Source organism: Nocardia sp. NBC_01388, from assembly GCF_045040085.1.
GTDB lineage: Bacteria > Actinomycetota > Actinomycetes > Mycobacteriales > Mycobacteriaceae > Nocardia.
The window spans coordinates 8,775,461-8,792,201 of sequence record NZ_CP109553.1 but is presented as its reverse complement, the minus strand read 5'-3'; the positions used below and the strand labels follow the sequence as shown (position 1 = coordinate 8,792,201).

At 66.7% G+C, this 16,741-nt stretch carries 20 protein-coding genes; 9 read left to right on the top strand and 11 right to left on the bottom strand.

Going from position 1 to position 16,741, the window contains the following annotated elements:
- Window positions 1-159: 159 nt before the first annotated feature.
- Together ald and OG716_RS41540 are read right to left on the bottom strand one after the other, a co-directional pair.
- Complete coding sequence (ald, locus tag OG716_RS41545) at window positions 160-1,269, bottom strand: alanine dehydrogenase (RefSeq protein WP_405135640.1); 1,110 nt, start codon at window positions 1,267-1,269, stop codon at window positions 160-162.
- Between the two features lie 249 nt (window positions 1,270-1,518).
- Window positions 1,519-2,307, bottom strand: coding sequence for an MBL fold metallo-hydrolase (locus OG716_RS41540; RefSeq protein WP_405135639.1), 789 nt, complete (start codon window positions 2,305-2,307; stop codon window positions 1,519-1,521).
- A 71-nt stretch (window positions 2,308-2,378) separates the two neighbouring features.
- Between OG716_RS41540 and OG716_RS41535 the strand changes: the two genes are divergently transcribed.
- The 4 genes from OG716_RS41535 to OG716_RS41520 all read left to right on the top strand — a co-directional run bounded on the left by OG716_RS41535 (window position 2,379) and on the right by OG716_RS41520 (window position 5,070).
- A complete protein-coding gene (locus tag OG716_RS41535) occupies window positions 2,379-3,347 on the top strand; it encodes a GlxA family transcriptional regulator (protein WP_405135638.1) in 969 nt (322 codons plus the stop codon).
- Between the two features lie 154 nt (window positions 3,348-3,501).
- On the top strand, window positions 3,502-4,017 hold the full coding sequence (locus OG716_RS41530; protein WP_405135636.1) for a gamma carbonic anhydrase family protein: 516 nt from the start codon (window positions 3,502-3,504) through the stop codon (window positions 4,015-4,017).
- Window positions 4,018-4,159: 142 nt separating this feature from the next.
- Window positions 4,160-4,333, top strand: coding sequence for a hypothetical protein (locus OG716_RS41525; RefSeq protein WP_355127036.1), 174 nt, complete (start codon window positions 4,160-4,162; stop codon window positions 4,331-4,333).
- Window positions 4,334-4,437: 104 nt separating this feature from the next.
- Window positions 4,438-5,070, top strand: coding sequence for a TetR/AcrR family transcriptional regulator (locus OG716_RS41520; protein ID WP_355127037.1), 633 nt, complete (start codon window positions 4,438-4,440; stop codon window positions 5,068-5,070).
- Between the two features lie 47 nt (window positions 5,071-5,117).
- On the opposite strand, the gene OG716_RS41515 is transcribed toward OG716_RS41520, so the two are convergent.
- The 7 genes from OG716_RS41515 to OG716_RS41485 form a co-directional block, all read right to left on the bottom strand.
- Window positions 5,118-6,020, bottom strand: coding sequence for an SGNH/GDSL hydrolase family protein (locus tag OG716_RS41515; RefSeq protein ID WP_405135635.1), 903 nt, complete (start codon window positions 6,018-6,020; stop codon window positions 5,118-5,120).
- Window positions 6,021-6,180: 160 nt separating this feature from the next.
- On the bottom strand, window positions 6,181-6,810 hold the full coding sequence (locus OG716_RS41510) for a DedA family protein (protein ID WP_405135634.1): 630 nt from the start codon (window positions 6,808-6,810) through the stop codon (window positions 6,181-6,183).
- A 577-nt stretch (window positions 6,811-7,387) separates the two neighbouring features.
- Window positions 7,388-8,833 (bottom strand): NADP-dependent phosphogluconate dehydrogenase, encoded by a 1,446-nt coding sequence (gene gndA / locus OG716_RS41505; protein WP_405135633.1) that lies wholly within the window; start codon window positions 8,831-8,833, stop codon window positions 7,388-7,390.
- A 158-nt stretch (window positions 8,834-8,991) separates the two neighbouring features.
- Window positions 8,992-9,270: an alpha/beta fold hydrolase gene (locus tag OG716_RS41500; RefSeq protein ID WP_405140274.1), complete on the bottom strand. Its 279-nt coding sequence runs from the start codon at window positions 9,268-9,270 to the stop codon at window positions 8,992-8,994.
- Window positions 9,271-9,353: 83 nt separating this feature from the next.
- Entirely contained in the window at window positions 9,354-9,713 is a 360-nt protein-coding gene (locus OG716_RS41495; RefSeq protein WP_405135632.1) for a hypothetical protein, read from the bottom strand.
- Between the two features lie 201 nt (window positions 9,714-9,914).
- Window positions 9,915-10,400, bottom strand: coding sequence for a MarR family transcriptional regulator (locus OG716_RS41490; RefSeq protein WP_405135631.1), 486 nt, complete (start codon window positions 10,398-10,400; stop codon window positions 9,915-9,917).
- The gene (locus OG716_RS41485) at window positions 10,397-11,110 is read right to left on the bottom strand and encodes an SDR family NAD(P)-dependent oxidoreductase (RefSeq protein WP_405135630.1); all 714 of its coding nucleotides are present in this window, start codon (window positions 11,108-11,110) and stop codon (window positions 10,397-10,399) included. Before OG716_RS41485 ends, OG716_RS41490 begins: the two co-directional genes overlap by 4 nt.
- A gap of 96 nt (window positions 11,111-11,206) precedes the next feature.
- Between OG716_RS41485 and OG716_RS41480 the strand changes: the two genes are divergently transcribed.
- Together OG716_RS41480 and OG716_RS41475 are read left to right on the top strand one after the other, a co-directional pair.
- The gene (locus OG716_RS41480; protein WP_405135629.1) at window positions 11,207-12,214 is read left to right on the top strand and encodes a PHP domain-containing protein; all 1,008 of its coding nucleotides are present in this window, start codon (window positions 11,207-11,209) and stop codon (window positions 12,212-12,214) included.
- A 209-nt stretch (window positions 12,215-12,423) separates the two neighbouring features.
- The gene (locus OG716_RS41475) at window positions 12,424-13,221 is read left to right on the top strand and encodes a HugZ family protein (RefSeq protein WP_405135628.1); all 798 of its coding nucleotides are present in this window, start codon (window positions 12,424-12,426) and stop codon (window positions 13,219-13,221) included.
- Between the two features lie 231 nt (window positions 13,222-13,452).
- Here the strand turns inward: OG716_RS41475 and OG716_RS41470 are convergent, their stop codons facing one another.
- Window positions 13,453-14,184: a VIT family protein gene (locus tag OG716_RS41470; RefSeq protein ID WP_405135627.1), complete on the bottom strand. Its 732-nt coding sequence runs from the start codon at window positions 14,182-14,184 to the stop codon at window positions 13,453-13,455.
- A 252-nt stretch (window positions 14,185-14,436) separates the two neighbouring features.
- On the opposite strand from OG716_RS41470, the gene OG716_RS41465 reads away from it, so the two are divergent.
- The gene (locus OG716_RS41465) at window positions 14,437-15,144 is read left to right on the top strand and encodes an MgtC/SapB family protein (RefSeq protein WP_405135626.1); all 708 of its coding nucleotides are present in this window, start codon (window positions 14,437-14,439) and stop codon (window positions 15,142-15,144) included.
- Window positions 15,145-15,148: 4 nt separating this feature from the next.
- On the opposite strand, the gene OG716_RS41460 is transcribed toward OG716_RS41465, so the two are convergent.
- Complete coding sequence (locus tag OG716_RS41460; RefSeq protein ID WP_405135625.1) at window positions 15,149-15,304, bottom strand: hypothetical protein; 156 nt, start codon at window positions 15,302-15,304, stop codon at window positions 15,149-15,151.
- A gap of 4 nt (window positions 15,305-15,308) precedes the next feature.
- Between OG716_RS41460 and OG716_RS41455 the strand changes: the two genes are divergently transcribed.
- Window positions 15,309-15,458 carry a transposase gene (locus OG716_RS41455; protein ID WP_405135624.1) on the top strand — a complete coding sequence of 50 codons (150 nt, stop codon included), beginning with the start codon at window positions 15,309-15,311 and terminating at the stop codon, window positions 15,456-15,458.
- A gap of 514 nt (window positions 15,459-15,972) precedes the next feature.
- Window positions 15,973-16,677, top strand: coding sequence for a hypothetical protein (locus OG716_RS41450; protein ID WP_355127050.1), 705 nt, complete (start codon window positions 15,973-15,975; stop codon window positions 16,675-16,677).
- Window positions 16,678-16,741 lie beyond the last annotated feature (64 nt).

Below are 16,741 nucleotides of genomic sequence, written 5' to 3'. Positions count from 1 at the left end.
CCGGCGGCGGGCCCGCTGTCTGTGCGCTGGGCTACCCGCCTGTCCGTCCGATGGGCTACCCGCCTGTCCGTCCGATGAGCTACCCGCCTGTCCGTCCGATGGGCTACCCGCCTGTCCGTCCGATGAGCTACCCGCCTGTCCGTCCGATGAGCTACCCGCTCAGTGCGCTGCCCGGCCGGCGGGGTGCAGACCGTGTGCCGCAGCGACCTCCGGCGAATACAGCTGCCCGGCATCGGCCGTAAGCCCCTGCGCCAGACCGGGATCGCCATCACACGCGACTCGCCAGCCCAGGTCTGCGATGGCGCGGGCATACGGGAGCGTGGCATTGGTGAGCGCGACCGTGGCGGTGTGCGGCACCGCCCCCGGCATATTGGCAACGCAGTAGAACAGCGAATCCACCACGCGGAAGGTGGGTTTCGCATGCGTGGTCGGATGCGAGCTCTGGAAGCACCCGCCCTGGTCGATGGCGATATCCACCAGTACGGAACCCGGGCGCATGCGGGCGACCAGGGTGTCGGGTACCAGTTTCGGCGCCCGGGCACCCGGTACGAGAACCGAGCCGATCACCAGATCCGCTGCCAGCACCGACTTTTCGACCTCGACGGCATTGGATCCGATAGTGGTGATCCGCCCGCCGAACTGCGCGTCGAGCTGGCGCAGTCGCGGAATATTGGTGTCCAGCACGGTGACTCGCGCACCCATGCCCACGGCGACCCCGGCGGCATTACTGCCCGCCACCCCACCGCCGAGCACCACCACATCGGCGGGCCGCACACCGGGCACCCCGCCCAGCAGTACGCCCTCCCCACCCTGCGGTGACATCAGCTGATACGCGCCGACCTGGGTGCCAAGCTTTCCGGCGACCTCACTCATGGGCGCCAGCAACGGCAGCGAACCGTCCACCGCACGCACGGTCTCGTAGGCGATGGCGGTGATTCCGGAATGCAGAATCGCCTCGGTGCACTCGCGGGAGGCCGCCAGGTGCAGGAAGGTGAACAGCACCTGCCCCGCTCGCATCCGCGGATACTCCTGAGCGATGGGCTCTTTCACCTTCAAGACCAGCTCGGCCGCACCCCACACCTCATCGGGAGTGGCCAGCATGCGCGCCCCGGCGGCGACATAGTCGGCATCCACAAATCCGGAGCCGATGCCGGCACACGCCTCGATCACCACCTCATGCCCCTGCCGCACCAACTCCCCGGCCCCGGCGGGGGTCAGCGCGACCCGAAATTCCTGTTCCTTGACCTCCCGTGGCACACCGATTCGCATACCCGCCATGGTGTCCCACTCACCCGGCCGCCGCCACCACCGCCACGGCTCGACTTCTGTGGCGAGAGCTGGGCCTTCGACTGCGAATGCCAGCCGGAATTCACCGAATCCGCAGGAGCACCGCCGGTGTGGACCCCGGCCGAAATGCATGCCGGGATGACGAGAGATGACATGCCGGCGACGGCGGGGATGGCATGTGCGCGCTCGGTCACTGTGCCCGGCCGGATGCCGGGCACAGTCGTGTGACGGCTAGTGGGCGGCTACCGCGAGGGTTTCACCGGGGATCGGGATGACCAATTGGGCGGCGCGGCCCGCGTATTCGAAATTGCGGGCGAGGTAGTCGAGGGTTTCGGAGAAGTGGCCCCAGCCTTCACCGTGCACCGGGACGATCACGGCGTCACCGAGGGCAGCGGCGGCGCGGACGGCGCTGCGGCCGTTGAGGGTGACGTCGCTGTCGCCGAAGCGGTCGACATTCGCGGCGCCGACGAAGAGGAGGGCGATATCGATGCGGCCGATGCGCTGCGCGATCTGCTCGACGAGGTCGACGGAGGCATTGTCGCCGGAGACATAGATCGTCGGCAGCTCGGCGGCCTGCAGGACGAAACCGGTGACCACGCCCGAGAGCGCTTCCGCACCCTCGGGGCCGTGCAGCGCGGGCACGCCGGTGACCGTCACGTCACCGATGGTCACCGATTCCCAGTTCCGCAGTCCCTGAACGCCTTCCATGCGCCCGGCGGCGTCGGGGGTGGACAGCACCCGCTCGACGGTGGTCAGGAATTCACGGCCGGCGGGGTCGAGATTGTCGGAGTGCTGATCGTGCGAGAGCAGCACCACATCGACCGGGCCGACCTGATCGGCGGGGATGGCGGGGCCGGTCAGCTTGTGCAGGACGAGGGGGCCGGAGGGGTAGTCGCCCGGCTCGTCGAACGTCGGATCGGTCAGCCAGGTGAGGTTGCCATAGCGGAAGCGCACGGTGGGGCCGCCGATGTGCAGGAGGTCGACGGTGGTGGAAGCGGTGCGATCGATCGTGTTCGTCATGACATGAAGTTTGCCCGGCTCCCGCACCGGCGAACAGTGGCCCGAAGGCCGCTTATCGATATAATCGGGCCATGCGTTCGGTGGCGGTCCTCGCGTTCGATCAGATCAGTCCCTTCCACCTCTCCGTGCCCAGCCTGGTGTTCGGCCAGGTCGGCACGAGCGGCGAGAAGGATGCTCCCTACCGCGTCGACATCTGTGCCGAGCAGGCCGGAATCCTCTCTACCCCCGCAGGATTCGAGATTGTCGTGCGGCACGGCCTGGATGTGCTGGAGCGCGCCGATACGGTGATCATTCCGAGCTGGAAACGACACCAGCCACTCAGCGAGCCCACGCGCGCGGCACTGCAGCGGGCGCACCAGCGCGGGAGCCGCATTGTCGGACTGTGCCTGGGCGCCTGGGCCGTCGCCGGCAGCGGTCTCGCCGACGGCCGCGAGATCACCACGCACTGGTCCGCGGCAGCCGAGTTGGCGCGCGCGTTTCCGGCCGTGCGGGTGCGCGCCGACACCCTCTGGTCCGACCACGGCGATCTGGTCACCTCCGCCGGTGTCGCCGCCGCTCTGGACTGCTGCTTACATCTGGTGCGCAGCGATCTCGGCAGCCGCACCGCCACCGAATTGGCCCGCACCCTGGTACTGGCCCCGCATCGGGGTGGTTCGCAGGCGCAGTACATTCCCGTCGCCGTTCCCGAGGCTCTCGACAACGACCCCATCGAGCACGCAATGGTGTGGGCGCGTACCCATCTCAGCGAACCGGTCGATCTGGATACCTGGGCCCGCATCGCCCTCATGTCGCGCCGCACCTTCACCCGCCGCTTCCGCGACCGCACCGGTTCCAGCCCGCAGCAGTGGCTGTTGCATCAGCGCATCGACCACGCCCGCCTACTGCTGGAATCCACCGACGACACCATGGACCGCGTTGCCGCCGACGCGGGGCTGGGCACCGCAGTCAACCTCCGCCAGCACTTCCACCGGCAACTCGGCACCAGCCCCGCAACCCACCGCACGCAATTCCGCCTCTCCGGAACTTCAGCGGGCGGCTGAGTTCCCAACCGGCCATGCACCCGTGCCGGCGGTTAGGTGCTGGGCGGGTTCTGGGGGTACCCCGGGAGTTACCCCGACGCTCACGAGATCAGTTGTCGCCTTCGCGACGCGGGGCGGTGCCGCAGCGGGCGACGCGGACGATAGGTTCTCGAGTATGAGGATTCAGCTGGGTGAGCATGCTCCGGAAATTGACGAGAGTGCGTGGATTGCGCCGAATGCCACGGTGATCGGGCGGGTGCGGCTGGCGGCGGAGGTGAGTGTCTGGTACTCGGCGGTGCTGCGCGGGGATCTCGAGGACATCAGTGTCGGCCAGGGCAGCAATATTCAGGACGGGTCCGTGCTGCATGCCGATCCCGGGTTCCCGTGCACCGTCGGTGCGGGGGTTTCGGTGGGGCACAATGCGATTCTGCACGGGTGCACCATCGGTGACGATGTGCTCGTGGGCATGGGCGCGACGGTGCTCAATGGCGCGGTGATCGGTGCGGGCAGTTTGATCGCCGCGAATGCGCTGATTCCGGAGGGGGCGCAGATTCCGCCGGGGTCACTGGTGGCGGGTGTGCCGGGCAAGGTGCGGCGCGAACTGGGCGAAGCCGAGTTGGATCGCATTCGGCTGAATGCCGCAGTGTACCTGCACAACACGAGTCTGCACCGTAACGGTCAAGAGGTGTGACTCGAGAGGGTGTGTGAGAGTTCCCACACTGAACAAGCGACCATATGGTCCGCTGTTAGCATTCGGCATAGCGTTCCCGGCGGCCCGGGCTGTGCCGCCGCCTGCCGGGCGCGTGCTCGTGGCTAGCAGGAGGTTTCATACGGTGTTGTACGAGCAGAACGGTATGCACCGGCAGCGGATCAGCGTGGCCGATATCGCGGACCAGCCGGGGGGCATCGAGGCGCTGCAGCGCCGAGTACACGAATTACGTTCCAATGGAATCGATTTCGCGGCCAATGCGATAGAACGCGAGATGGCCGCACTCAACGTCCACTGAGTGGACACCAGTCGACCGCCGACATTCGGGACTTCGCGCGCGATGCGATAATGACGCGTTCCCACCGCAGCGTCGCGGATGTCAACCGATCGACTGGAGACTCGATGCCGTCCGTGCCCGCCATCCTGCAACGCATTCTGGAGAAGCCCCGGGCCGAAGGCGAACAGCTCCTGGAGAGCGCGCTGTCGGCCTTCCTCGACTTCGGAATCAAGCGAACCAGCATGGGAGAGATAGCACGTCGCGCCGGCATCAGCCCCGCCACGCTCTACCGCCGCTTCGAATCCAAGAACGATCTGGTCGAGGCCGTGAGCGTGCGCGAGGCGCAGCAGTTCATCGCCGAGATCGACCAGCGGGTGCGGCAGCTGTCGCACAACGGCCAGGCCGGTGAGGATCAGCTGGTCGAGATCTTCGTCGCCTTCATCACGAATCTGGCGAACAACAAACTGCTGCAACGACTCCTGCGCACCGAACCCGATGTGATCCTGCCCCGGCTCACCACCGAGGCCGGTCCGGTGCTCGCGGTCGGCCGCACCTATCTCGCCGAAAAGCTGCGCGGGCTACAGGAATCCGGGAGCGTGGGCGATTTCGACGCCGACCTGGTGGCGGAAGTTCTCGCGCGACTGGGTCAGTCACTGGCCCTGACGCCGGACGGGCTCATCCCGCTCGGCGACGAACAGGCCGCCCGCGAATTCGCCCGGCGCACCATACTTCCCATGATCGGCGTACAGCCGAGCTGACCAGGCCGTCGTGGATCCCCGCCAAAAGCGTGCCGGGATGACGGGAGTCACTGCATATATCTGTCGTAGAGGGCGCCCGCGACCACCGAATCACCCTTGGCCGAAGGATGGAACGGGAGGCCGCCGGGATCCGCGCGGAAGTCGCCGAAACCGTTGAGCCAGGGCTGATCCGAGCACAGGCCGTGACCGGCGGTCGGGGTGCGGTTGTCCAGGAAGTCGATGCCGAGCAGGCCGGCGGCCTCGCGCTGCGCCCGGTCCATGCGGTCGAGGAATTCGATGAGGGCCCGGCCGCGCGGCTGGATGTAGGGGGCGACGCCGAGCACGCTGATGCAGAGGGCGTCCTGCCCCGAGGGGAACAGCTCCGGATAGCCGACCAGCACAATGCGCGCATTGGGCGCGTAGTACTTGATGTAGGTCACCGCATTGCTGATGCGCTGTGCGTAGATCGCACCCGAAACGCCGTGGTAGTCGGGCATCCGGTCCTGATCCACCGCCTCCGGCCCACAGCCGTCGACCAGATCGAAGACGCATTTCTGCAGTGCCGACCAGAGGGTCACATCGTTCGAACCCCAATGATCGTTCAGTCCGAACTGCAGTGTCACCAGTTTGGTGCGCGGCCCGAAAGCTCCCGCCTGGTCGGCCATCCTCGTCTCGATACCGAGGGTGTACCCCGGCGGAGTGTCGATGGAGGCGCCCGGGCACGACCCGTCGAGCAGGTCGGAGCCGTGCATGAGCCCGGCCAACCGCGTGGGCCAGGAGGTGTCGCCGTGTACGCATTCGGCGTTCTCGGAGAAGAAGTCCCACTTGTTTGCACTGTACGAATCACCAAGCACCACAACGGCTTTGCCGCCAGGTGCGGCATCCGCTCCCGCCGCTCCGGCCCCGCTCACCGAGGCGGCAATCGCCAGGGCGGCCGCACACATCCACCGGGCGCTGTTCCCGAATTGCATGAGATCCTCGAATCATGAACTGAAGTGTTCGTCATTCACTCCAGCGCGAGTGTACAAACCCGCAAAGGCCCCGCAGCCTCGTTCCGGGAATCCCTCCCGCCCCCAATTACCGGGGCAGCCCCGCCGCGACCCGACCGGATCCAGCAGGGTTGCCCGGCCTTCACTCCGGATCGGAGTGCACGGCTTTGCCGGCCTGCCGATGCTGCCGCCATTTCCAATAGGCCAGGCCGAGTATCAACAGCACCGGAATGACGATCGCCAGATCGGAATCGATCTGCTTCAGGATTACCGCGAACGATTGACCCACCAGATATCCCGCCAGCACCATCGCCGAACCCCAGATAACCGCGCCCCCGAAGCTGGCCACCAGAAACCGGCTGTAGGACATCGGTGACATGCCGACCAACTGCGGCAGCATGGTTCGGAAGAACGTGCTGAAGCGGCCGAAAACAATCGCCCAGCCGCCGTGCCGGTGCAGAAAGTCCACAGCCTTCTCGAGATTCGTACGATACCTGTCGAAAATCGACCACTCCAGCACGCGCACGCCGTAAATCTTGCCGATCGCGAATCCGACGCTGGCGCCGACTACCGCTGATACAGCTACCAGCGCCATCGCGGCCGGCAGATTCAAATGCCCTCGACTGGCCGCCACCCCCGCGAAGATCGCCGCCGTATCCCCGGGCACCAGCAGCCCGAAAACCATCGCCTCCTCGGCGAATACCAGCAGGGCGACCGCCAGATACGTCCATACCGGAGAAAAACTCACAATTCGCTGTACCAGCGAGTCCATGGAGACGACGCTAGCTCTCCGAACCTCGGAAACACAGGAGGAACTCGCTCCACACATCTACAGGCGAAAAAAAGTGGCGTCCGAATCGGCCGGCATGCTGAACCCCCTACGGCCGCACGACGAGTCCGATTCGGACGCCACTACCGATTCAATCCGCACACAGGTCGACCGAACCCGGAAGTAATCCGGTCAACCGCGATGATCAGAATGAATCGGAGACATTCCCCGCCGCGGCGCCGGCAACGCCGACTGAGCCTGCGGCTGCGGCGCTGCCCGCGCAGAGACCAAGAAAGAGAGCTGCTAGAAGACCTGTCCCGACGACCTCTCGAACCATCCATTCCCAATGAAGCAATTCGAAAACTACTGCAGCCCACGCACTTTGCCGAGCCCCGCAGCGGTATTCCCGGCAGACTCCATGACGATCCCCAGAAACCTCTCAGGCAGCCCTGAGCCGGCCCTGTGCTATGCCGGCGAACAGAAAGAGGGCGGAGCCTGCCGGATCGGCACAGGCTCCGCCCTGGTCGGCGGGATTCGGAACACTCAGTCAACTACGCAGCCGGTGAACGGCAGCTGTGAACTACCCCGCGGAGATCTCGCTGCGGTCGCCGCTCCACAGCGTGTGGTACTTGCCTTCCGCGTCGATGCGCTCATAGGTGTGCGCACCGAAGAAGTCGCGCTGCCCCTGGGTGAGGGCCGCCGGGAGCCGCTCGGCGCGCAGGGCGTCGTAGTACGACAGCGAGGAGGCGAACGCGGGCACCGGAATTCCGAGCAGCGTGGCCGTGGCCACCACCCGGCGCCAGCTGTCGATGGCCGTCTCGATGGCCTCGCGGAAGTACGGGGCCAGAATCAGGCTCGGCAGCGCCGGGTTCTCGTCGTAGGCCTCCTTGATGCGGTTCAGGAAGCGGGCCCGGATGATGCAGCCGCCGCGCCAGATGGTCGCCAGATCGCCGGGGTGCAGATTCCAGTTGTATTCGGCGCTGCCCGCCTCGATCTGATCGAAGCCCTGCGCGTACGCGACGATCTTGGACGCGTACAGCGCCTGCCGGATGGCCTCGGTGAATTCCGCTACGTCGGTGGGCTTTTCGGCCAGCTGACCGGAAGCCAGGCCGACCGCGGCCTTACGCTGGGCCCGCGAACCGGACAGGGCGCGCGCGAATACGGCCTCGGCGATACCGGTCACCGGCACTCCGAGATCGAGCGCGGACTTGACGGTCCAGCGGCCGGTGCCCTTCTGCTCGGCGGCATCGACGATGACGTCCACGAGCGGCTTGCCGGTCTTGGCGTCGACCTGATTGAGCACCTCGGCGGTGATCTCGACCAGGTAGCTCTCCAGATCGCCGGAGTTCCAGTCGGTGAACACATCAGCGATCTGCTTCGCGTCGAAGCCGAGCGCATCGCGGAACAGGTTGTAGGCCTCGCCGATCAGCTGCATATCGGCGTACTCGATGCCGTTGTGCACCATCTTGACGAAGTGGCCGGAGCCGTCCGGGCCGATGTGGGTGCAGCACGGGGTGCCGTCGACCTGCGCCGCAATGGATTCCAGCATCGGGCCCAGGGATTCGTAGGACTCCTTGGGGCCGCCGGGCATGATGGCGGGCCCGTTGAGCGCGCCCTCCTCACCACCGGAGATGCCCGCACCCACGAAGTTCAGTCCGCGCGCGGCCATGGCGGCCTCACGGCGGATGGTGTCGGTGTACAGCGCATTGCCGCCGTCGATGATGATGTCGCCGGGCTCCATGGCCGCGGCCAGTTCCTCGATGACGGCATCGGTGGGGTCGCCGGCCTTGACCATGATCAGCACGCGGCGCGGCTTCTCCAGCGCGGCCACGAACTCCTCGACGGTCTCGGTGCGGATGAAGTCACCGTCGCCGCCGTGCGCTTCGAGCAGCGCGTCGGTCTTGCCGATGCTGCGGTTGTGCAGCGCGACCGTGTAGCCGTGCCGTGCGAAATTGCGGGCGATATTGCTACCCATGACCGCCAGGCCGGTGACGCCGATCTGGGCACGCGCTGTAGAGGTCGCCATGAAACAGCCTCTCTCCGTTCGACAGATGTAGTTGCGAGGCCGCACGAACCCGGTCCGGCGGCAGCATCGGGGAAGACGTCGGTCTTCACAATGCCTGGACCTTTTCTACCGCACGCGGCAATCGCCACCCAGCGCGGATGCGGCCCGCACCTGCGTCCTCAGCGCTCGCCGGGGAGCTGGAACCCCACTTCCGCGCCGCCGCCGGGGCGGTTGGCGGCGAAGACCGAGCCGGAGTGGGCGGTGATGATGTCGTGCACGATAGCCAGGCCCAGACCCGATCCCGGGGTGGCCCGGGTGCGGTCGGCCCGGTAGGCGCCCGACAGCACGATCGACTGCACATGGCCGGGATGCCGCTGCGCGTAGATCGGGAGCAGATAGGTTCCGTATGAGATCCCGTACGGAATCACCTTGTCGATCCCGAGTTTCGCGCGCTCGATGTCAAAGCCGGGTCAGACAAACGGCAAAGGCGTGTAAGAATCCGCTACGCAACCGAAATCTCTTGCACGACAAACCAAATGAACTATCTGAACGCCGCGAGAATGAGAGCGCCGAGCAGCGTCAGGCCGAACGCGGCCACTACGGCGAGCACCAAGGGCCGGAACAGACCCGGCCCCACCGCCCGCGCGATGAAATACCCCGCAATGCCGCCGAGCAGCGCCAGCACCACACCCTCACCCATGACCAGGTAGAACACTGAGGCCAGCGCCGCATTGAGGGCATCCCCGGCACCACGCGCATTGTCGCCGAACGGGATCGGAAACCGATACACGATCCCCACGAGCGCCGCCGCGATCGGAGCCGTCAGCACCGCGGCGATCGCGGCCCACGCCGCCACCGCCCACAGCACCGGCCCGCCAGTCCGATTCTCCTCGAACCCCATGTGCGCCTTCCCGATTCCAGGTAGCCCGAGATGACTCAACGTGGACCCGCACACAGTCGCGGCCCTACCGCGTCGAGCACGTGGTCATCCGTCGCACGGTTCACGGGACCATCTTGCCGGAACCGCAAGATTTCGTACCACACCGTGGTGTGTCGGGCGGATATCCTCCGCGAACTGATCGGCGGCTCTACCCGGCGTTGATCAGGAATCCAGCGGCGGCAGCGCGGACAATTCCGGTTCTTCGGGTGCGGCGGCATCTGCCTCGAGAAGGCGCGTGAGAAGGCCGGTGAGCTGCCCGAGGTCCTCGGCCGGGAGTTCCCGGATCGCCGGGGGCGGGCGGAGCAGGATGGTGTCGGCGGTTGCGATGGCGGCGTGCCCGGCGGCCGTGAGCGTGACCAGTTTGCGACGCCTGTCATCGGGGTGCGGACGGCGTTCGACCAGGCCGTGCGCCTCCAATTTGTCGACGATCAGGGTCGTGTAGGGGGCGTCGACGCCATTGGCGTCCGCGAGTTCGCGCAGGGTGGCCGGTCCTTCGCGGAGCTGGAAGAGGATTTTGCCGCGGCCGCCACCGAGCCGGAATCCGAGCGCCGCGGCGAGTTCGCCCCGGCGATTGTGGGCCTCGACAAATCGGTGCATGAGCACCCACGCCTGTTGGACCGGATCGGCAGATCGCGCGGAGACGTTCACCACGCCACCGTCCGGCCGAGGAAGTCGACGTACCGCAGACCGGGCACCCCGCGCAGGGACTCGATTGTTTTGACGATGTTCGGGATGCTCTCGTCGATGCTGTATCGCGCGTCGGGCCCGCCGAGTTCGGTGCGCACCCAGCCGGGAGCCATGAGGACCAGCGCGCGCTGACCACCCTGCCGTGCCGCATAGCTGCGCATGAACGTATTGAGCGCCGCCTTGCTGCCGCGGTACACCTCGTGCCCGCCGCGCACGTTATCGGCCACACTGCCCTGACCCGAGGACATCGCTCCGATCGTGCCCGCGGGCTCGACCCGGTCCTGCAGCGCCTCGATGACACGCAGTGGGCCGAGCGCATTGGTGACCATCACCCGGTTGAATTCCTCGGTCGAGGTCTCCGCGACCGTGCCTTCCGGCTCGTTGGTGACACCGGCGTTCACGAACAGCAGGTCGAACATGCGGTCCGCCAGCCGATCGTGCAGCGCCGCGATCTGCGCGGGCTCGGTGATGTCGACGGATTCGATTTCGATGCGCCCGGCGGAGTTCTCGGCCAGATCGTGCAGCGGGGTCCGGCTCGAGCCGCGGACGGTGGCCACGACCTGCCAATCGTTGTTCGCCCACTCCTGAGCCAGTGCGAGGCCCAGGCCACGAGAAGCGCCGATCAGGAGTACTCGTTTACCCCCATCGGAGTTCGAATTAGTTGTAGTCATAACAATCATTGTATATTGTACAAGCAGTTCCGCCAAGGAGCGACTCGGCGAGCGATCGAGGCCCGCTCGGCGGCGATCCCCGGGCACACTGGAGAGATGGACCCCGTGGTCGCCCTGCGCCGGATCGCGTACTACAAGGACCGAGCCCGCGAGGACTCGCGACGTGTGATGGCCTATCGCAATGCCGCCGATATCGTCGAGCGGCTCGACGATGCGCGGCGGGCGACGCTGGGGAAGTCGAACGGCTGGCAGTCGCTGCCGGGCATCGGCCCGAAGACGGCCGCCGTGATCGCGCAAGCCTGGTCCGGGCGCGAGCCCGACGCCCTGGTCGAATTGCGAGCCGCGGCAAAGGATCTGGGTGGCGGGGCATTGCGGGCCGCGCTCCGGGGCGATCTGCACCTGCACTCGAACTGGTCGGACGGGTCCGCGCCGATCGCTGAGATGATGGGCGCGGCAAAGGAATTGGGGCACGAGTACTGTGCGCTCACCGACCACTCGCCCCGATTGACCGTCGCCAATGGGCTGTCGCCGGACCGGCTACGGCAGCAACTCGACGTCATCGACGAACTCCGCGAACAGTTCTCGCCGATGCGCATTCTCACCGGTATCGAGGTCGATATTCTCGACGACGGCTCGCTCGATCAGGAACCCGAATTGCTCGAACGACTCGATATCGTGGTGGCCAGCGTGCACTCCAAGCTCGAGATGGACTCCGCCGCGATGACCAGGCGGATGGTGCGTGCGGTCTCGGGCGGGCAGGCCGACATCCTCGGGCACTGCACCGGCCGGCTCGTCGAGGGCAATCGGGGCACCCGGCCGGAGTCGGCGTTCGATGCCGAGCAGGTCTTCACCGCCTGTCGTGACCACGGCACCGCCGTCGAGATCAATTCCCGGCCGGAACGCCGTGATCCGCCGACCCGGCTCTTGCGGCTGGCACTCGATATCGGCTGCGATTTCTCCATCGATACCGATGCGCACGCTCCCGGCCAGCTCGATTTCCTCGGGTACGGCGCGCAGCGCGCGCTGGATTGCGGCGTGCCCGCCGAGCGGATCGTCAATACCTGGCCGGTGGACAAACTGCTGACCTGGGCAGCATCCGGATGAGGCCGTTGCGGGCCGAATACCCGGGACAGCCGTGGACCCCGGGCGAGCACTTGCGCGGCGAGCCGGTCACAGCCGCCTGCTGTCCGGAGCGGCCGCCGTCCGCGACGTCCGGGGACCGGCCCTGACGCCGGCATCAGATCGCGCGCTGCCTCGACTCCGGCGAATCGCGGCGGGCCGGGCCGGTGCGATCGGCGCGTAGCCTGTGAGGCGTGCCTCTCGATCACGGTGACCCGGGCGATGCCCCGTCCACTCCCCCGCCGCTGACAGCCGTCCTCAATGCTGATCGGCCGTCTCCCGCCGAGGAAGCCAGAACCGTTGTGGCGGCTACGAATACCGCCACGCTGGCGAGTCTCACGGCCGACGGTGCGCCCTGGGCCTCCTTCGTCACCTACGGACTACTCGATGGTCAGCCGGTGCTGTGCGTCTCGCGGATGGCCGAGCACGGCCGCAATCTCGCCGCCGATCCCCGGGCGAGCCTGTCGATCGTCAGCCCTGATCTGCCGTCCGATCCGCTGGCGGGTTCGCGAGTCACCGTGGCGGGCACAGTCGAACAGCCGCAGGGTGACGAAGCGGCTGCGGCTCGCGAGGCGCATCTGGCCGCGGTTCCGGCCGCCAAGTACTACATCGACTTCAGCGATTTCACGCTGTGGGTCATGCGCGTGGAGCGGGTCCGCTGGGTCGGCGGCTACGGCCGCATGGATTCCGCTACCGCAGAACAGTATTACGCCGCAGCCCCCGACGCGGTCGTGTCCGCGGCGGCCCGCGCCATCACGCACCTCAATGACGATCACGCCGACGCCCTGCTCGCCATGGCCCAGGCGCGCGGCGGCTACCCGGACGCCACCGCCGCCGTCTGCGAACGCGCCGACCGCTACGGCCTCGACCTGCGCGTCACCACCCCGCGCGGCATCGCCGTCACCCGCATCGGCTACGTCGCACCCCTCGATTCGGTCGGCGAACTCCGCGCCGCCACAGTCGAATTGACCCGGCTTTCACGCGCGGAGTAGCAACGATCGACAGCCTGCGCGCGGATCGAAGCCATCGACCCGGCCCGCGCGAGTCAGCGGTTCAGTCCATATCCGTCAGCAGCTCCGTCCTCACTCCGCCAGCCGCTCGACCTACGCGGTCAGCGACCCGGGCCACACCGGTCTGGTCGAGGCCGACCCGTGGCCGACCCGTCCAGATCGGCGAACCGCGCCGGCATCCACTTGCTTTCGCGATCCCCGGAAGTCGGCTCGCTACACCGCGATTCCGACCAGGTGGCCGATGCAGTAGGTCACCGCCATGGCGAGCGCCCCGCCGATCGCTATGCGAATGGTTGACGGGAGCGGCGCGGCGCCGCCGAGGCGGGCACTGATATTGCCGGTCAGGATGAGCGCGATCATGACCGCGGCGAAGGTGACCGGTAGTCGGTCGGCGGCGGGCGGGATCAGAATCGCCAGCAGCGGCAGTAGCGCTCCGAGGATGAACGACACCGCCGACGACAGGGCGGCATGCCAGGGGTTGGTGAGATCGTCGGGGTCGATGCCGAGTTCGGCTTCCGCGTGCGCGGCGAAGGTGTCGTGTGCGGTGAGTTCTTCCGCGACGGTCTGCGCGGTGGCCGCGGTGAGCCCTTTCGCACGGTAGATCGCCGCGAGTTCGGCAAGCTCGGCTTCGGGCTCCTCCGTGAGTTCGCGACATTCGGTGGCCAGCAGCGCACGCTCACTATCACGCTGCGTGCTGACCGAGACGTATTCGCCCAGGGCCATCGACACCGCACCGGCGGCCAGCCCCGCGATCCCCGCGGTGAGAATCGGCGTGCGCTCGGAGGTGGCGGCCGCGACGCCGATCACAATGCCCGCGACCGACACAATGCCGTCGTTCGCGCCGAGCACCCCCGCACGCAGCCAGTTCAGCCGGGACGCCAGGCTGCCCGTATGCGGCTCGGACTCATGCGGCACAAGCAGGTGTTCGGCGAGTTCTTCGCTCATAGCGGTCACCGTAACCAAAACCGCAGCAGCTCTCCAGCAATGAGAGCCTCACCAAAGTGAGGTAATGCGCTGCATACCAAGGTATTTCAACCCTAACCCGCAGCCCGCCGAGCGCACCGCCGCGGACCTCTCACCGGCCGAGCGGTTTGCCGAGTGTTCATCCAGCAACCACGAGATCCTCGAGTGCGCCCCTTATCCTGCCCGTTAACCGGCAACCCGAGGTATGCCGCCGAAACCTCTGGGAGTGCACCGATGACAACGTGGGAGATGTTGCTCCGACTGGGAGCAGGCGTCGGCCTGGGCGCGCTCATCGGCGTCGAGCGCCAATACCGCGCACGTATGGCGGGCCTGCGCACCAATGCCCTGGTCGCCGCGGGCGCGACCCTGTTCGTACTGCTGTCCGCGCACGGATTCAACGGCGGCACCGCCGACCCCACCCGCGTGGCGGCCCAAATCGTCTCGGGCATCGGCTTTCTCGGCGCGGGCGTAATCATCCGCGACGGGATGAATGTGCGCGGCCTCAATACCGCCGCCACCCTGTGGTGCGCGGCGGCGGTCGGTGCCCTCGCCGGATCCGGTATGTACGTCACCGCCGTGGCCGGAACCCTCGCGGTCGTCGTGGCAAATATCGCGCTGCGCGCGGTCGGGCACGCCGTCGACAAACGCCCGGAGTCCGGGGAAGAACAATCGGTCGCCTACGCTTTTGCCGCCGTCACCGACGACGACAACGAGGCCCATGTGCGCGCACTGCTGGTACAGGCCTTGACCCGCACCGACTTCCGGCTGGTCGCGGTGGCCAGCGAGAACACCGGCACTCCCGGCCGCGTCGAGGTCCGCGCCGAACTGATCGGCGAGCGGCGCGACGACCGGCAGATGGAATCGGCGGTCAGCCGCCTCAGCATGGAACCGTCGGTGACCAGCGTCGGCTGGAAGACCGGCGCATCGGCCGAAGCGGTCTGACCACTCACACTTGCGACGGGCACGGCTCGTGTTCGATGCCTTCATGCTCGGCGACGCGGCCGAAGCGGAGCAGTCGCAGCGCGTTCGCCACGACCAGGAGCATCGAGCCTTCGTGGACGAAGACCGCGCGACCGATCGGCAGGGCCGCCTGCTCCCTCAAAGGAGTGTCAACGCACTATCTACGCAGGGAGTGCACCGACCATCTCCACCAGCACCTGTGGGCCGAGCACTGCTGGTCACCTTCGTACTTCGCTGATGGTGTGCCCCTATCGGCCATCAAGGAGTACATCGAGACTCAGAAGCCTCCGAAGTGACACGACTCCTCCTGAGCCCAGAAGGGCCAGACGAAAGATGAAGCGACGGAGAAGCATCCGGCGCAGGCCGAGGAGTCGAGATCACCCAGCAGAAGCCGAGCGAGGAGATCTTCCCAATGTCGAATCGAGAGAACGGATTGTCAATGTGGAGGTTGCGGGTTCAACTCCCGCCGGCTCAGCCACCAATGGGCCGTAGCTCAATCGCAGAGCACCGCGTTCATCAGACTGAGTCCGTTCTCAAACGTGTCGGCGTGTTGCAAATGGGCGGACACCGAGGCCCCGGGGCAGGCTGGTCCCCGGGGCTTCCCCATGTCTCCACCGTGGTGATCGATCACCGTTCCGAGGCTTTCCAACTTGTGACATAACAACATTTCACTAGTTTTCCGATTCCTTAGACAAGCGTCCAGTAGGTGCCGTTTACTCATACGCCAGATGACCTGTCACCGCCGAGCGGGACAGGTCATCGATCGATGAGGAATCGGTTCCGGAAGCCCTGGAACCACCGGAAGGAAACATGCGCCACACTTCACGATTGCTCGCGGGAATCGCGGCTTCCACCCTGATCGTCGCCGGTGCCGGCACTGCACTGACGACCGGAGTCGCGACCGCCGATACATCGGCCTGCTCGGTGACCAGCCATGCCACCAAGAACGACATCAGCACGGTCGGCATCACCCACGTGTACGACAAGACCGTCAGCTCCGGTTCCATCGGCGTCGGCACGACCGTCACCTACACGATCGTCGTCGGCACCACGAGTATCGGTAATCCGTATGTGAATACGATTACCGACTACCCGCCGGCCGGTTTCGCGGCGCCCATCAAGACCACCATCACCGCGTATCACGCAATCGGAGGCCAGACCACCGAAGACGTGACCCCCGAGCCGAATGCGGGCGGCTGGAAGGTCACCAGCACCGGCTGGTTCGTCAATTCGGGCAACCCGGTGACCATGACCATCACCTACGCGGTGCCCGCCAGCGTCTCGGCCGGTCAGATGATCACCAGCGGTGGCATCGGCGTGGCCGGCACGGTCGGTGTCAGCAACAACCTGCCGAACCTGACCGCATGCTTCACCGCGCGCAGCGCCAATGCCGGTGAATCGCTGCTGGGCAGCCTGGGCAATAACGGCCTCGGCTCCTCCGACGGCCAGCTCAGCTCCACCGGTTCGGTCGGCGACCTCCTCACCGGAGTGCTGAAGAACCTGATCGGCAGCTGATCTCTCCGACTGTGGCCGGCAATGCTTTTCGCCGGCCACAGTCCGGGGTGAGCGGACCCGCCCG

Excerpts from the sequence above, each read along its gene's own strand:
- OG716_RS41535 (WP_405135638.1), top strand. The coding sequence starts at position 2,379 with ATGCGTTCGGTGGCGGTCCTCGCGTTCGATCAGATCAGTCCCTTCCAC.
- OG716_RS41480 (WP_405135629.1), top strand. The coding sequence starts at position 11,207 with ATGGACCCCGTGGTCGCCCTGCGCCGGATCGCGTACTACAAGGACCGA.
- OG716_RS41515 (WP_405135635.1), bottom strand. The coding sequence starts at position 6,020 with ATGCAATTCGGGAACAGCGCCCGGTGGATGTGTGCGGCCGCCCTGGCG.
- OG716_RS41495 (WP_405135632.1), bottom strand. The coding sequence starts at position 9,713 with ATGGGGTTCGAGGAGAATCGGACTGGCGGGCCGGTGCTGTGGGCGGTG.
- OG716_RS41540 (WP_405135639.1), bottom strand. The coding sequence starts at position 2,307 with ATGACGAACACGATCGATCGCACCGCTTCCACCACCGTCGACCTCCTG.
- OG716_RS41520 (WP_355127037.1), top strand. The coding sequence starts at position 4,438 with ATGCCGTCCGTGCCCGCCATCCTGCAACGCATTCTGGAGAAGCCCCGG.
- OG716_RS41450 (WP_355127050.1), top strand. The coding sequence starts at position 15,973 with ATGCGCCACACTTCACGATTGCTCGCGGGAATCGCGGCTTCCACCCTG.
- ald (WP_405135640.1), bottom strand. The coding sequence starts at position 1,269 with ATGCGAATCGGTGTGCCACGGGAGGTCAAGGAACAGGAATTTCGGGTC.
- OG716_RS41485 (WP_405135630.1), bottom strand. The coding sequence starts at position 11,110 with ATGACTACAACTAATTCGAACTCCGATGGGGGTAAACGAGTACTCCTG.
- gndA (WP_405135633.1), bottom strand. The coding sequence starts at position 8,833 with ATGGCGACCTCTACAGCGCGTGCCCAGATCGGCGTCACCGGCCTGGCG.
- OG716_RS41530 (WP_405135636.1), top strand. The coding sequence starts at position 3,502 with ATGAGGATTCAGCTGGGTGAGCATGCTCCGGAAATTGACGAGAGTGCG.
- OG716_RS41465 (WP_405135626.1), top strand. The coding sequence starts at position 14,437 with ATGACAACGTGGGAGATGTTGCTCCGACTGGGAGCAGGCGTCGGCCTG.
- OG716_RS41470 (WP_405135627.1), bottom strand. The coding sequence starts at position 14,184 with ATGAGCGAAGAACTCGCCGAACACCTGCTTGTGCCGCATGAGTCCGAG.
- OG716_RS41510 (WP_405135634.1), bottom strand. The coding sequence starts at position 6,810 with ATGGACTCGCTGGTACAGCGAATTGTGAGTTTTTCTCCGGTATGGACG.